The organism is Octadecabacter temperatus, assembly GCF_001187845.1.
GTDB classification, from domain to species: domain Bacteria; phylum Pseudomonadota; class Alphaproteobacteria; order Rhodobacterales; family Rhodobacteraceae; genus Octadecabacter; species Octadecabacter temperatus.
Genome location: NZ_CP012160.1, coordinates 3,182,546 through 3,197,669, shown reverse-complemented (window position 1 = coordinate 3,197,669; position 15,124 = coordinate 3,182,546). Strand labels below are relative to the sequence as shown.

Genomic DNA, 15,124 nt, shown 5'->3' with positions numbered 1-15,124 from the left:
CAGTAGAAATTTTCGGCCGCCTCATTCGACAACCCGCAGCAGCGTGATCTCAATCCGGTTGTTTCGCACCGACACAGAACTTTCGCGAGCAAGGTCCCTATCGGCGTGCCCAGTCATGCGTGCAATTCGCAAGGGATCGAGATCGCCTGCCTCTAAGAGGCGACGCACGGTTTCAGCGCGCCCAGAAGAAATGTCCCAAACCGGACGATCCGCAACGACAAGCGGTAGCGTCCGTGAATGGCCCTCCACAGCGACTGGGTTCGTGACCATATCAAACACGCGTGCAAACATCGTCGTAAGCTCTATCAAAACGAGCGTAGGTTCCGTGCCTTCGTCAACGAACAACGGCGCGTTCTCACGGGCAAAGATTTCGATGATAAGACCTTCGTCGGTGAGCCGTGTTATAACGTGGCGCAAGGCTTCTTGCTGAATGAGGCTTTCACCACCGATGCCCAGAAGCATTGATTCAACTTCTTGCAGAGCCGCGATTTCAGCCGCCCGTTCCAGTGCGCCCGCATCCTCGCCGATTGTCGGAACACCGCCGGATTGTCCGGTACCGTCTTGAACCAAGGTGTCATCGGTGAAGATGTTGGTTCCGCCGAACATTCCTTCGCCACCACCTGAAATCCGGTTCACCGGAATCGTTGGAGAGAAGTAGTCGGCAATGCCTTTGCGCTGCTGTTCAGTCGTCGCGTTCAACAGCCACATGAGCAAAAAAAACGCCATCATCGCAGTCACGAAATCCGCATAGGCAACTTTCCACGCGCCGCCGTGGTGCCCGCCACCGGCGACAACCTTTTTGCGTTTAATAATAATCGGTGCATTCGATCGATCTGACATGGCCCACTCCAGTTCTATGTTGGAGTAAGACCTATCAGTTGCTTAAAGCGTGAAGCGTGATCGAAATGTGTTGGCCTTATGACGAACGTTTAAAATAAACTTCATCTGGTCCGCAAAATTCGACTAAATTATAACCGTTCTCGTCCATGAGTTGTTTGATCTCCGACGTACCAGGGTTGTTCTCGATCGCCCAGGCTTTGACGTTATGATCTTTGAAAGGAAACGCTTTGAGGCAAGCGATCTCGCCGCCTTCGATATCCAGTGAGATGAAATCTGGATCGGGGATTTTCGCGTATTCCAAAATGCTGGATAGGGTTTTCGTTTTGACCTTCGTGACGTTTTCGCGGTGCCGTTTGTCATTGCGAACTGTCTGCAGGAGTTTCTTGTCGTAAGTGTCGGCCAAGCCGCTCATCTGGGTGAAACCCTCGCTGATTTCGATGAAATCGGCCTCGCCTTCAGTCGGGGCAATCGCGGCTTCGATGCAGGGACATGTCCGCAAGGCGGCGGCCTTAACGAGCTGTGCTTTCACGGGTTCGACAAGCGCACCAGTCCAGCCGCGATTTGTCTCAAGGAAGAAAGTGTTAGACCCTGTTACACCGTCATACCCACCAACATCGATGAATGTACCCTCTCGTTTGTGCTTCATAAGTTGGTCAACCACAAAATCCTGCCCAGCCTGCGATGTATAAGAATACAGCGGTGACAGCATCTGGCGCACTTCATGAAATCGACGGACCAATGGGCCGCGTTCGCGGGAGCGGTTTTTGTCGAGGGCCTTCTGAAGCTTTGTTGCTTCTTTGCGCAATAGGCGACGTGCTTCGGCTACGTTTTCAGTCATGTTTCAACTCCGTGGTCGCTATAGGATTTCTCTTCGATAAGAGCGGAACCTAGCAGCAGGTTAATCTTCTTTTTCACATCTGCGCGCTTATCGTTGGTGATGTAAACGGCGCGCGCGAGGCGAATGAATTCATCGCCAAAGTCTTTGGCTTTTTCACAATCGCGAATGTCGTCCTCGATCACCCAGAGGTCTGCGTTGATCGCATAGAGGTCTTCCCAAAGAGACGTTAACGCGGCGCTAGAGGGAACGTGGGCATTTGCTGTTTCCATAAGAGCCGCTTTTTCCACACGTACGTTTTCAACCTTTGCCGGATCCGAAATACGTTCTTCTTTCAGTCGAAGAATTGTCAATTTGTCGATCAACTCACCGGGGGCTGTGGGAACAAGAATATGATCAGCCATGTTTAGAAACCTCTTTTACCAACGCTTTGTTTGCCGCATCAAATGCTGATGCCCAGTCTTGTGGTTTTGCTTGTCGGAACAGCCGCATTGACGGATACCACTGCGTCGTATCACCCTTATGTCGATACACCCAGAATGCGTCCCAATGCAGCATGACCCAAACTGGGACACCCAGTGAACCCGCAATGTGCGCGGTGGCTGTGTCTGATGTGATGATCAGATCCATTTCCTTCATCGTCGCAGCACAATCCGCGAAGTCACGATCTGTACTTGCGGTATCGATAATCAGCCCAGCACTTCCGTCTTTTTGGAAGGCCTCAAGGAATGGCCCTTTATAGAGAGAGAACAGCTGGACGTTTAGCGTGTTTACCATTGGCAAAAACTCGCGGTGAGTAAACGAACGGAATGTGTTGCCTTTATAGGTGGCGGACCCAGACCAAACCACGCCGACTTTGAACATGTCGCTATGTTTGGACGTCAGGCGCTTGGCACGTTCAACTGAATCTGCAGGGATTGTTAGCTTTGTGGGCGACGGAACGTCACCGTTTTCACTTGGGCCGATGACAAGTTTAGGCATGTCCATCAGGCTCAGCCACATATCAACGGGATCATCTTTGGAGGCGGCTGGACCGACCCAATCAACGCCGTCCATTCCTTCAAACAACCGCAGCAACGGCTTCTTCACCACGAGTCGAACTTTAGCGCCCATGTCTACGATAAGGGGAATGAAGCGCGCTAGCAGGACCATATCCCCAAACCCTTGCTCGGGTAGGATCAATAGCGTTTTACCTTCAATCGACGCGCCCTCTTTCCACTTTGGAAACGGGAGCTGGGGTTGGTCTAACTCGTCACTATTCCAGCGTGCGTCATATGTTCTGAACGCCGCGCCGTATTGCCCAGCGCCCAGCTGTGCGAACGCGAGCTGGAGTTTGATTTCGTTCTCTTCTGGATGCGCTTTGATCATCGGAGTTAGGTAATCGATCGCGTCTTGGTACAGACCCAAGCCGCGTAAACATCGACCAATCATCGCGTGATGCATCACGTGGCTTGGATCAAGCTTTAGCGACTTTTTACGCAACTCGATTGAGTGCTCGTAGTCGCCCAGGTCTGACAAAATGTTGGAGTAGTTATTGAGCACACCGATGTCGTCTGGCGCCAAGGCGTGTGCCCGTATTTGCGCCGTACGGCCCATCTCATGACGACCAATCGCACGGTAAAGCGCACCAAGGTTTGTCCAAATCCCCGCGTCAGCCGGTCGGTGTTGCAAAAAGCGCGTGTACCCTTCTAGGGCATCCTCATGACGGCCAGCTTTGTGTGCGTCCACCGATTTGGTGCGCAGGTCTGCCAAAGTCTCAGCGGCCATTTCTCAACCCTTGCTTCGTTTGCGCGCGATCGGTTTCAACAGCGTTTCCGGCCGCCGTTCTTCAGCGGCTTCAAACAGCGAGAACGTCTGATTGACGTAGTTTACTGCGCCAGAAATCAGCTCCATGTACTCGTTCAGCTCTGGCGTGACTTCCGTTTCCGTCAGAACCACACTGCGTTCAGGGGATTGCGTCTCGAACCCAGCGTAAAACAGTGGGTCACCGCGTTTGATTTTGATCGGCTTGCCTGGCTCATGCCATTCAAACGCCCACATCAAAGGACGCGGCCAAACATTGATTGGAAAGCGACCACCAAAGATCGTGCCTGGAAGCGGGTCTTTGGAATAGTGCATGAATGGGCTGACCTGACTCATATAAACAGGCTCATCCGCGATGAAGACGTAGGGCAATGACAGCTGGATTGTCGGAATACCTTTGGTGCGCCATTCAACTTCAGACGTGATGTGCAGTTTGTCGCCAAGTTTGCTTGCACGGACGTTGGACTGCGTACCCGCAAGGTTTCGCAAAACGGGCTTACCTTTATCGTCACGCGCGAACCCGATGTGGATATCGAAGGGGCACTTCACCATGAAGTATCGGCTTTCCATATTGATCACAGCAGGGCAGCGGGACGCGGATTTGGCATGTTCGCGGTTCATCTCAACAGATCGAACACGCTCTGGCGCGTCATAGATAACGCCACCCTTCTTTTCGTTTAGGAACCAACCCACCTGAACCGGACCGCGTCCTTCTGGTGTGTCTTTGGTGTTTTCGAATGCCACTGACAGGCGCATCGCCGTCTCCAATACTGCTCTTTTAGGGGATAGAATCGCAAACGCCCCGCCAAGTCAAAACCAATGCTGCAATAATTCGCCCCCGTGACAACATAGCAGCGCGGTAGGATGGCGGCGCCGCAGTGGTTTCATTTCGCCCTCTTGCGCTTTCTGAATTGAGGGGTGAAACCTAAATCTCACCAACGGAGATAGCGCGATGACTTTTAAACCTGCCAAGTGGCCACGCAAATTGCGATCACAAGAATGGTTCGGTGGAACCGGCAAAGACGCGATCTATCACCGTGGTTGGATGAAGAACCAAGGGTATCCGGATGACTTGTTCGATGGCCGCCCTGTCATTGGCATTTGTAACACGTGGTCTGACCTGACGCCCTGCAACGGGCACCTGCGTGAACTTGCCGAGAAGGTGAAGAACGGCATCTGGGAAGCGGGCGGTTTTCCTGTCGAGTTCCCAGTGTTCAGCCCATCTGAATCCGCGCTACGTCCCACAGCGATGATGTTCCGCAACCTGTGTGCGATGGACGTTGAAGAAGCGCTTCGCGGGAAACCGATTGATGGCGTCGTTCTTATGGCGGGGTGTGATAAAACTACGCCTGCACTTTTGATGGGTGCTGCGTCAGTTGATCTACCCGCGATTGTCGTCTCTGGCGGACCAATGCTGAACGGTCATTTCCGTGGTGAGCGCGTTGGTTCCGGCACGCATATTCGTCGGTTTAATGAGGCAGTAAAAGCAGGCGAGATGTCTCCAGAAGAATTCGTTGAAGCCGAAGCGTCGATGTCTCGAAGTGCTGGCGGCTGTAATACGATGGGCACCGCGTCCACGATGGCCAGCATGGCTGAGGCGCTGGGGATGGCGCTGTCTGGTAACGCTGCGATCCCTGCGGTCGATAGCCGTCGCCGTATGATGAGTCAGCTGACCGGACGTCGTATTGTTCAAATGGTTAAAGACGATCTCAAGCCGTCTGACATCATGACGAAACAGGCGTTCGAAAACGCGATCCGGACCAACGGCGCTATTGGTGGATCGACGAATGCTGTTGTTCACTTGCAGGCGTTGGCTGGTCGGTGTGAAGTACCGCTGTCGCTGGAAGATTGGGATCGTTGCGGCAAAGACGTCCCGACGATCGTGAATTTGCTGCCCTCCGGTAAGTGGCTGATGGAAGAGTTCTTTTATGCGGGTGGCCTACCTGTTGTGATTAAGCGACTTGGCGAGATGGGCATGCTCCACAAGGACGCTCTGACCGTCAGCGGGGGGTCTATCTGGGAAGAAGTGAAGGACGTTCAGAATTGGAATGATGATGTAATCGTTCCGACTGAAAAGGCACTTCGAAAGTCCGGAGGAATTGCCGTGCTTCGTGGTAACCTTGCGCCGAACGGCGCGATTATTAAACCGTCCGCCGCATCGCCTGAGTTGATGGAACATCGCGGCCGCGCCGTCGTTTTTGAGGACATTGACGATTACAAAGCGCGCGTTGATCGCGATGATCTAGATATCGACGAGACATGTGTCATGGTCCTGAAGAACTGTGGCCCGAAAGGGTATCCGGGGATGGCAGAGGTTGGCGACATGGCGCTGCCCGCAAAGCTGCTGAAGGCGGGTGTTCGTGACATGGTTCGGATCTCTGATGCGCGTATGTCGGGTACGGCTTACGGCACTGTTGTATTGCATACCGCCCCTGAGGCTGCTGCTGGCGGTCCTTTGGCGGTTGTTCAATCTGGTGACATGATCGAGCTAAACGTCGCTGAGCGTCGCATACACCTCGACATATCTGAGGATGAATTGACGGCGCGTTTGGCGAAATGGGCACCGCCGGTTCAGCGACCAGCGAGTGGGTATGCGCAACTTTATCACGACAAGGTAAACCGTGCTGATGAAGGTGCGGATTTTGATTTCCTGGTTGGACGACGCGGTAACGCAGTGGCGCGGGAGTCCCACTAATGAAGATTGCGCTTGTTGGAATTGGGAAGATCGCCGTTGATCAGCACGTGCCATCTATCGCGGCCTCAGATGACTGGGTGATCGCAGCGACTGTTAGCCGTGCAGGAACGGTTGATGGCGTTCCTGCGTTCGCAGATTTAGATACTATGCTTGCCGAAAACCCGGATGTTGAGGTGGTTAGCCTTTGTCTGCCGCCTGTGCCGCGATTTGAGTACGCTGCCGCCTGCCTGCGCGCGGGTAGACATGTGATGCTGGAAAAACCACCTGGCGCGACGCTTGCAGAAGTGTACGCCCTAGAGGCGATCGCTAAGAAAGCGGGAGTCACTTTGTTTGCGACGTGGCACAGCCGTATGGCGAAAGGCGTTCAGGCCGCAAAGGCCGCCTTAGCGGACAAGACTGTTGCTACAGGCCATGTCGACTGGAAAGAAAACGTACGCCAATGGCACCCAAATCAGGACTGGGTTTTCGAACCCGGTGGGATGGGGGTGCTTGACCCCGGTATTAACGCGCTTTCGATCATGACCGAAGTTTTACCGTCGGCTGTCCACCTAAAGTCGGCGGTTCTTCAAACGCCTGAAAATCGTCAAACGCCTATCCGCGCTGAGATGGAATTCACGAACAATGTTACCGCTTCGTTTGATTGGCTGCAGGAGGGTAGTCAGACTTGGGAACAAAAGTTCACGACAACGGATGGGACGATTGTTCACCTCTCGGAGGGTGGCAATCGTTGCGTCGTTGATGGTCACGAACAGGAAGTGAACGAGCTTGGTGAGTATCCCGCGCTTTATGCACGCATGGCTGAACTGGTTAAGAATGGACAGTCCGACGTTGACCTTTCACCGATGGTTCATGTGTCTGACATTATGACGCTGGCACAAAGACAGATTGCCCCTGCGTTCGATTGGTAACAGCTATTCTGATGCGACAACGATACGTTTCAGCTTAGCCGTTTGGGCAAGGTTTGGCTCTAAATCGGTACAAAACGTGACAATGTCGGCAAGGTCAGCGATACGCGCCGGAGCTTTTCGCCCGAACTTCGCGTTATCTGCGACAAGGGTTGTCGAGTGGCTGCATTCAATTACGGCTTGGCTTACAATGACTTCATCAAGATCGTAGTCATAAAACCCGCCAAATTCGTCCATCGCTGAGCATCCGATGATGGCTGTGTCGAACTTGAATTGCCTAGCGGTTACGGCAGCTTGCGCACCGACTAGGCCGGCATCTGAAGAACGTAGTGTGCCGCCCGTCACTATGACTTTGCACTGAGCGTTAGCCGACAGAATGGGCACGGCATTCAGGTTGTTCGTTACAACCAGCAGGCTTTCGTGATGAACAAGCGAACGAGCAACGGCTTCACATGTCGTGCCGATTCCTAGGAAAATCGACGTGCCATTTTGGATCTCAGCAGCGCAGGCGATCCCAATGCGTTCTTTGGCAGCATCATTTAAACGGCGACGTTCCTCGTATCGAATGTTCGTTAAACCCGAAGGCAATACTGCGCCACCGTGCACCCGTTCGAGGCGTCCCTGCTCTGCGAGTTCACCCAGATCCCTACGGATTGTCTGCAAAGTAACGTCAAACGCCTTTGCGAGACCTTCAACAGTGACTTTGCCGTCTTGGCGTGCCCGATTCAGAATTTGTGAATGTCGAAAGCTCATAACCCGACGCTAGCATACGATGTTCGGTTTGACTAGAAACGAACACAAACGAAGATCGTTCTTTTTCTTTTTGGAAATTCTGATAAGGGTGGTTCGCAAATTATCACCATGGATGGCGGAAATGTCGGACGTACAAGTAGACCACGATCTGTTTATTATTGGCGGCGGCATCAACGGCTGCGGAATCGCGCGGGATGCTGCGGGACGCGGGTTGAATGTCGGCTTAGCAGAGATGAACGACCTCGCGTCGGCCACATCAAGCGCATCGACCAAACTGTTCCATGGTGGGCTACGGTATCTTGAATATTTCGAGGTGAACCTCGTGCGAAAAGCGCTGATCGAGCGAGAGACATTATTGCGCGCTATGCCCCACATCAGTTGGCCGATGCGTTTCGTGTTACCCTATCACAAGGATATGCGATTTGAGGGCTCAACCCCGACGTCCAAAATTTTGAACTTCGTCATGCCTTGGATGAAGGGCCGACGGCCTGCGTGGCTTATTCGTTTCGGGTTGTTTCTGTATGACAATCTGGGCGGGCGGAAAATCTTGCCAAGTACAGCAACCTTAGACTTGCGTACCGCGCCTGAGGGCGACGGTATCGAAGACAGGTTTGAAAAAGCTTTTGAATACTCTGACTGCTGGATCGAAGATTCGCGTCTTGTCGTGCTGAATGCCCGTGACGCTGAGGACCGTGGAGCAACAATAAAGGTGCGCACAAAGGTGGTTTCCACGATCAGGCATGACGATCATTGGGTGGTTCAACTTCGCGACCAAGACACCAACGAGGAAACCACAGTTCGCGCAAAGATGTTGGTGAATGCGGCCGGCCCTTGGGTTGGTGACATCATCCAACAAAAGGTGCGTCTTAATTCTACCGAAAATGTGCGTTTAGTTCGAGGATCGCACATCGTTACGAAACGGCTGTTTACCCATGACAAAAGCTATTTCTTCCAAGGTACGGATGGCCGCATCATTTTCGCGATTCCATACGAGACCGATTTTACCTTGATCGGCACCACAGAAGCCGCGCACGAAGACCCAGATGATAATCCTGAATGTTCGGAGGCTGAGCGCGACTACCTCGTCGCGTTTGCGAACGAGTACTTCAAGCAAGACATAACGACAGATGACGTGGTCTGGACCTATTCGGGTGTTCGCCCACTTTATGACGATGGCGCAAAAAGCGCGACAGCCGCGACACGCGATTACATCTTGAACGTCAACGATGAGGGTGGCGCGCCGATCCTCAATATTTTTGGCGGAAAGATCACAACTTACCGCCGTCTCGCTGAAGGCGCGCTAAAGGAAATCAGCCCGTATTTCGACACGTTGCCAGATGATTGGACAGCTGGGATCGCGTTGCCCGGTGGTGACTTTCCGGTCGATGGCGTTCAGGCGCTTATCGACGCCCTTACGGCGGACTTTCCCTTCCTCGACAATCGGTGGGCGAAACGTTTGGTGCGCGCTTATGGAACCGACGCACGCGTGATTTTAGGGGCCGCTAAAAACGCCTCAGACCTTGGGCAGGATTTTGGGTCTACGCTTTATGAAAGCGAAGTTATCTGGCTTATGGATAAAGAATTCGCGCGCAGAGCGGATGACATTGTTTGGCGTCGCAACAAGCTGGGGCTGCGTATGTCTGCTGAGCAAATTGAAGCGCTAGACGTTTGGATGCTGGCCCGCCCCCCATCCTCTTAATTCTGCGCTAAGTCGAGAGCACAAGATCCAAGTGGTTGGCCAAGTAAATCTTGAGCCACGGAGTAAACTGATCGGGGTAATCGACGACCTGATCGGCGAGCTTATGGATATCTACCCAACGCGTTTCAGCGACTTCATCGGGGTTAAGGTTCAAATTTAAGGTCTCTTTAAGCGAATGCGCGACAAAAAGATCAACGACTTCATGTTCGATCAAACCGCCACCCACGTCGGCGCGGTATTCGATTTGGTCGCGATACTGCGGTGTTAGACCCTTAATTCCAAGTTCATCTTCAAGGCGTCGCACTGCGCAAATGTCAGCGTCTTCATCCCAATGCGGATGCGTACAACAGGTATTCGCCCACAATCCGGGTGTATGGTATTTCGACAAAGCGCGACGCTGGATAAGAACCGACGTTCCATCCATCACAAATACAGAAACGGCTTTGTGCCGGATGCCTTTTTGGTGGGCCTCCAGTTTTTCCACAGGGGTTAGAACCCCATCAACCCAGCCGGGAATCATAGTCATTTTGCGTTGGTCCGTCGTGATTTGGTTCTGAACTGGTTCAATTGAGCCGCCTAATTTGAATTTCATCGCTTATATGCCTCATGCAGGCTGCCATCTGCAAATAAGCCGTCACCGAATTGAGCGCGGCATGTTATCGCATATCAGCCAAGAAACGGTTATTCCGCTGGACGGTGCTGGTGAAAGGGCTATTTTTCACCTTGCGGCGGCAGATGCCGCTTTCAATTGACGCTAGGGAGATTCCTATGTCCAAGTTTATTCTCGCCACAGCTATGGCGCTTCTTACAACACCGGCTTTTGCTGATGGCCATGCGGCTTCGGGTGATGCTGAGGCAGGTGAACAGCAATTCAACCGCCAGTGCATCGCGTGTCACGTTGTGGCCAACGCAGACGGCGAAGTTCTGGCCGGACGCAACGCACGAACAGGCCCTAACCTCTTTGCAATCGCTGGACGCCAGCTAGGTTCTGTGGATGGATTTCGTTATGGCGATTCAATCGTAGAACTGGGTGAAGGTGGCGCCGAATGGACCGAAGAAGCGTTCGTCGCTTACGTCCAAGACCCAACATCATGGTTGCGTGAAGCGCTTGAGAACGACCGCGCACGTGGCAAAATGGCTTTCCGCGTTCGCAATGAACAAGACGCGCTAGACATGTACGCATTCCTCGCGACGCTTGGGGAACCTGAATAAGCGTTAGACGAGAACACTCAGTAAGAAACACAACGATAGGGCTGCGCATTGCGTGGCCCTTTTTATTTGCGCGCCCTTCTCGTGGTCACATTCGTGTCAGAACGATTGTGCGAACAGAGCGCATAGGTCACAACTCCTCTCGAACACTCGAGAGGCCCTATGCTGGACGCGACTGCCCGTAAATTGATCGATCCACCGCTCAACGCGTTGGGTAAGACGCTAGCGGCGCGTGGCGTTACGGCGGATGGCGTTACGTTGGCGGGTCTGGTTCTTGGCCTTATTGCCGCGTTGACGATTGCGGTTGGCCTGCCGTTTCTCGCCCTCATTCCGCTTCTTGCGTCTCGAGTTGCCGATGGGCTGGACGGTGCTGTCGCCCGTGCATCCAAGACCACAGATTTCGGTGGTTACCTCGATATTGCCTGCGACTTTCTGTTTTATGGCGCTATTCCGTTTGCCTTCGTGGTGCTGGATCCATCAGCAAACGCGATTGCTGGAGCGTTCTTGTTGATGAGTTTTTACTTTAACGGAACGAGCTTTTTAGGCTACGCGATCCTAGCGGAAAAACGCGGTCTTGAGACGTCAGCGCAGGGGGTAAAGTCCCTCTACTTCTCCAACGGGTTACTGGAAGGCACGGAAACCATCGTGTTCTTCGTGTTGCTTTGCCTGTTTCCGACGTCTTTTGCGGTTCTCGCTTGGATTTTCGGCTCGCTGTGCTTTGCTACGGCCACACTTCGCCTCTTCGCCGCTCGGCGTGTTTTTACAATGAAGGAAGACTAATGAAATATCTCGCAATGGTAGCTGCACTTGCGGCCCCTACGTTTGCTTTTGCCAATCCTGATCCTGCCGATTGGGATGCCGTAACCTCTGAGGCCAACGGTCAGACAGTTTATTGGAACGCTTGGGGTGGCTCCACCACGACTAACGATTTCATCTCGTGGGTCGGTGATCGTGTGATGGAAGACTACGGTGTGACGCTAGAGCATGTGAAATTGACTGATACCGCGGATGCCGTCACCCGTGTTTTGAGCGAGAAACAAGCCGGTGAAAACGACGATGGTGCGATCGACATGATCTGGATCAACGGGTCCAACTTTGCAGCTATGAAAGACGCCGAGTTGCTGTTTGGGCCGTTCGCGGAACAGCTTCCAAACTGGGACGTGGTCGATAGTGAAGGTAAGACGGTACAAACAGACTTTACGGTCCCGGTTGAAGGATACGAATCTCCGTGGGCGATGGCGCAGGTTGTTTTTGTGCACAACACCGCGACGATGCCAGATACGCTGGGATCGATGGATGCATTGCTGGAATGGGCTCAAGCGAATCCAGGTCGGTTCAGCTACCCACAGCCACCAGATTTCCTTGGCACGACATTTCTGAAACAAGCGCTGGTTGATATCTTGGACGACCCATCCGTTTTGCAAGTTGCCGCGACGGATGAAAACTACGACGAGGTGACCGCGCCTTTGTGGGCGTACCTCGACGCGCTGTCGCCGCAATTGTGGCGTGAAGGCCGCGCGTACCCTGCAACGGGTACAGCGATGTTCCCGCTGATTGCAGATGGTGAATTGGACTTGTCCATTTCGTTCAGCCCGGGTGCAGCATCCACAGCCATTGCGAACTTTGAACTGCCAGACACAGTACGTACTTTCGTTCTGGATGATGGAACAATCGGCAATGCGTCTTTCGTGGCAATTCCTTACAACTCCGGTTCGGCCGCTGGCGCAATGGTTGTTGCGAACTTCCTGATGTCACCTGAGGCACAAGCCCGCGCACAAGACCCTAATGTTTTGGGCTATGGCACAGTTTTGAATATGGCCGCTCTTACGGCTGACGACCGCGCATTGTTTGATGCGCTTGAGCTTGGTATCGCGACGCTTTCCCCCGCTGAACTAGGCTCTGTTCAAGCAGAACCACACCCAAGCTGGATGACACGCATCGCAGATGACTGGGCCGATCGCTACGGCGCTGGGCAATAAGTTCGCGGCAGGGGTCGTTTCACGTGCTTCGATTCCTGCCCGCCCTTACCTTGATTGCAATGTTGGGGCCCGTCATTGCGGGCCTATGGGGAACGGTTCTGCCCGCATTTGGGCAGTTACCATCTGCAGGGCTGCATGGGCCGTCGCTTGACCCATTTCGTGACTTGTTTGGATGGAGCGGTCTTTTCGATGCCGCGCGCCTTTCAGTTGCGACTGGTCTCATTGCGACAGCGCTCTCGCTTGGGATTGTCGCGCTCATTTCTGCTAGTTGGGCCGGTACAGATGCATTTCGGGCGCTCGAACGCCTCCTCTCTCCGCTTCTGTCGGTTCCACACGCTGCGGCCGCATTTGGCCTCGCGTTTCTTATTGCACCTTCTGGCTGGATCGCGCGTCTTCTCTCGCCAGTTCTTACGGGTTGGGAGAGGCCACCGGATATCCTGATTGTCCAAGACCCGCTTGGCCTCGCCATGATCGCGGGACTGGTCGTAAAAGAGGTTCCTTTTCTTCTGCTCATGACCATCGCGGCAATGGGACAAGCGCAACCACGAAGATCGCTCTTGGTCGCACAATCCCTAGGGTATGGGCGTGTTACGGGCTGGCTGAAGACAGTGTTCCCACGCGTCTACAACCAAATACGTTTGCCGGTTTACGTCGTCATCGCATACTCGATGAGCGTCGTAGACGTTGCCGTGATCCTTGGGCCAACCACACCGCCAACGCTATCCGTCCAAATCGTAAAGTGGATGAGCGATCCTGACCTTTCCATGCGCTTAACCGGCGCTGCTGCTGCGCTTTTGCAGCTTGCGTTGGTGATCGGTACACTTTGTTTTTGGTGGCTAGGCGAACGCCTCATCGCGCGGGTTGGAAATTACTGGATTATGTCAGGCCGCCGCGGGCAACTAGATGCTCCTGTTCGCGTGTTTTCCCTATTGTTAGGCTCTATTTCTGCGTTGGCAGTTTTCTTTGGGCTCGCAAGTTTGTTGGTTTGGTCTTTCGCAGCATTCTGGAGTTTTCCAAACGTTCTTCCAGATGGTTTCACAATGCGAACGTGGACCAGACATGGACCGGACGCGTTCACAACTTTAGGTGAAACCTTCCTGATCGCTGGTATCGCAGTGCTTCTCGCGCTGGCTTTGGTGCTTGGTTGCCTTGAGGCAGAGCATCGTAGAGGGAGGCCTCTTTCGCGTCGTGGGCTATGGATGCTCTACCTACCTTTGTTGGTCCCACAGACTGCGTTCCTACCAGGCTTACAAACACTCCTTCTAAGTATTGGCGCTGATGTCGGGCGCATTCCAGTTATTCTCGCGCATTTGGTATTCGTTCTTCCGTATGTCTTTCTCTCTCTCGGTGATCCTTGGCGCTCATGGGACACACGCAATGCGATTGTCGCCGGCGCTCTTGGCGCTCGCCCTTGGGCTATATTTTGGCGTGTTCGCGCGCCAATGCTGTTGCGCCCAATCTTAATCGCGACCGCGGTTGGCGTCGCCGTTTCAGTCGGCCAGTACCTTCCGACATTGCTTATAGGGGGAGGCCGCGTTTCCACGCTTACAACAGAGGCTGTTGCCTTGGCTTCAGGGGGCGATAGACGTGCAATTGGCGTTTATGGCTTAGTTCAAACTCTGGCTGCCTTGGTGCCCTTCACTCTCGCCCTTATCATTCCTGCCATCCTTTGGCGAAACCGGAGAAGTTTGCATGAATAAGAGTCTAATCCTGAAAGATGTGTGCATTCTAAGGGATGGAAAACCGCTTATTGAGGTAGATCACATCATTCAAGCTGGTGATACGCTGACGGTGATGGGGCCATCGGGCGTCGGTAAATCCACGCTGTTGGCTTTCATTACAGGTACGCTTTCTTCTGCTTTTACTGGAATGGGCCAGATTTTGTTAGACGGTGAGAACATTACGCAAAGGCCTTCTCACGCACGTCACATCGGGATCCTCTTTCAAGATGATCTTCTGTTCCCACACATGTCAGTCGGCGCTAACCTTGCATTTGGCATGCCCACCGGCGGGACCAAGTCCGAGAGGCGCGCCAAGATCGAAGCTGGATTGCGCGATGTTGGGCTTGACGATTTCGCTGATCGCGACCCTGCAACCTTGTCCGGTGGCCAAAAAGCACGCGTTGCGCTGATGCGGATGCTGCTTTCAAACCCGCGTGCTTTACTGTTGGATGAAGCATTTTCCCGCCTCGACGCCGAAATGCGCGCCCAAGTAAGGGACTTGGTATTCCGAACCGCGAAAGAACGTGAGTTGCCCGTTCTGATGGTCACCCACGATGCCGAGGACGCAAAAGCAGCGGGCGGCGAGGTTATTGAATTGGAAAACCTGTCCCAGACGTAAAAGGCTTTTAGCCTTTGAAGTGTCGCCCTAGGAACAGCATGATCGTTACGACACGGTAGCGTGAGG

The 15,124-nt window shown here is 53.5% G+C and carries 15 protein-coding genes; 8 read left to right on the top strand and 7 right to left on the bottom strand.

Annotated elements, in window-relative coordinates; genetic code table 11:
• Positions 1 to 21: 21 nt before the first annotated feature.
• From OSB_RS16045 to OSB_RS16025, 5 genes are all read right to left on the bottom strand, one after another.
• On the bottom strand, positions 22 to 840 hold the full coding sequence (locus tag OSB_RS16045) for a flagellar motor protein MotB (RefSeq protein ID WP_049835933.1): 819 nt from the start codon (positions 838 to 840) through the stop codon (positions 22 to 24).
• Positions 841 to 916: 76 nt separating this feature from the next.
• Positions 917 to 1,678 (bottom strand): FkbM family methyltransferase, encoded by a 762-nt coding sequence (locus OSB_RS16040; protein WP_049835932.1) that lies wholly within the window; start codon positions 1,676 to 1,678, stop codon positions 917 to 919.
• Positions 1,675 to 2,079, bottom strand: coding sequence for a hypothetical protein (locus OSB_RS16035; RefSeq protein ID WP_049835931.1), 405 nt, complete (start codon positions 2,077 to 2,079; stop codon positions 1,675 to 1,677). The genes OSB_RS16040 and OSB_RS16035 overlap by 4 nt, the downstream gene beginning before the upstream one ends.
• A complete protein-coding gene (locus tag OSB_RS16030) occupies positions 2,072 to 3,442 on the bottom strand; it encodes a tetratricopeptide repeat protein (protein WP_049835930.1) in 1,371 nt (456 codons plus the stop codon). The genes OSB_RS16035 and OSB_RS16030 overlap by 8 nt, the downstream gene beginning before the upstream one ends.
• A 3-nt stretch (positions 3,443 to 3,445) precedes the next feature.
• Positions 3,446 to 4,234, bottom strand: coding sequence for a hypothetical protein (locus OSB_RS16025; protein ID WP_049835929.1), 789 nt, complete (start codon positions 4,232 to 4,234; stop codon positions 3,446 to 3,448).
• Between the two features lie 196 nt (positions 4,235 to 4,430).
• Here OSB_RS16025 and araD point away from each other — a divergent pair, with 196 nt between their 5' ends.
• Complete coding sequence (gene araD / locus OSB_RS16020; RefSeq protein WP_049835928.1) at positions 4,431 to 6,173, top strand: L-arabinonate dehydratase; 1,743 nt, start codon at positions 4,431 to 4,433, stop codon at positions 6,171 to 6,173.
• Entirely contained in the window at positions 6,173 to 7,081 is a 909-nt protein-coding gene (locus tag OSB_RS16015) for a Gfo/Idh/MocA family protein (RefSeq protein WP_049835927.1), read from the top strand. The genes araD and OSB_RS16015 overlap by 1 nt, the downstream gene beginning before the upstream one ends.
• Before the next feature lie 3 nt (positions 7,082 to 7,084).
• Here the strand turns inward: OSB_RS16015 and OSB_RS16010 are convergent, their stop codons facing one another.
• Entirely contained in the window at positions 7,085 to 7,831 is a 747-nt protein-coding gene (locus tag OSB_RS16010) for a DeoR/GlpR family DNA-binding transcription regulator (RefSeq protein WP_049835926.1), read from the bottom strand.
• A 121-nt stretch (positions 7,832 to 7,952) separates the two neighbouring features.
• Here OSB_RS16010 and glpD point away from each other — a divergent pair, with 121 nt between their 5' ends.
• Positions 7,953 to 9,530, top strand: coding sequence for a glycerol-3-phosphate dehydrogenase (gene glpD, locus OSB_RS16005; protein ID WP_082166537.1), 1,578 nt, complete (start codon positions 7,953 to 7,955; stop codon positions 9,528 to 9,530).
• Between the two features lie 7 nt (positions 9,531 to 9,537).
• On the opposite strand, the gene idi is transcribed toward glpD, so the two are convergent.
• Positions 9,538 to 10,056, bottom strand: coding sequence for an isopentenyl-diphosphate Delta-isomerase (gene idi, locus OSB_RS16000; RefSeq protein WP_049836223.1), 519 nt, complete (start codon positions 10,054 to 10,056; stop codon positions 9,538 to 9,540).
• Positions 10,057 to 10,298: 242 nt separating this feature from the next.
• Between idi and OSB_RS15995 the strand changes: the two genes are divergently transcribed.
• From OSB_RS15995 to OSB_RS15975, 5 genes are all read left to right on the top strand, one after another.
• Positions 10,299 to 10,742, top strand: coding sequence for a c-type cytochrome (locus OSB_RS15995; protein ID WP_049835924.1), 444 nt, complete (start codon positions 10,299 to 10,301; stop codon positions 10,740 to 10,742).
• Positions 10,743 to 10,901: 159 nt separating this feature from the next.
• The gene (locus OSB_RS15990) at positions 10,902 to 11,519 is read left to right on the top strand and encodes a CDP-alcohol phosphatidyltransferase family protein (RefSeq protein ID WP_049835923.1); all 618 of its coding nucleotides are present in this window, start codon (positions 10,902 to 10,904) and stop codon (positions 11,517 to 11,519) included.
• Positions 11,519 to 12,718, top strand: a complete 1,200-nt coding sequence (locus OSB_RS15985) for an ABC transporter substrate-binding protein (RefSeq protein WP_049835922.1) — start codon at positions 11,519 to 11,521, stop codon at positions 12,716 to 12,718. The genes OSB_RS15990 and OSB_RS15985 overlap by 1 nt, the downstream gene beginning before the upstream one ends.
• Positions 12,719 to 12,777: 59 nt before the next feature.
• Positions 12,778 to 14,418, top strand: coding sequence for an ABC transporter permease (locus OSB_RS15980; protein ID WP_049836222.1), 1,641 nt, complete (start codon positions 12,778 to 12,780; stop codon positions 14,416 to 14,418).
• Positions 14,411 to 15,058, top strand: a complete 648-nt coding sequence (locus OSB_RS15975; protein WP_049835921.1) for an ATP-binding cassette domain-containing protein — start codon at positions 14,411 to 14,413, stop codon at positions 15,056 to 15,058. Before OSB_RS15980 ends, OSB_RS15975 begins: the two co-directional genes overlap by 8 nt.
• The last annotated feature ends 66 nt before the right edge of the window (positions 15,059 to 15,124 follow it).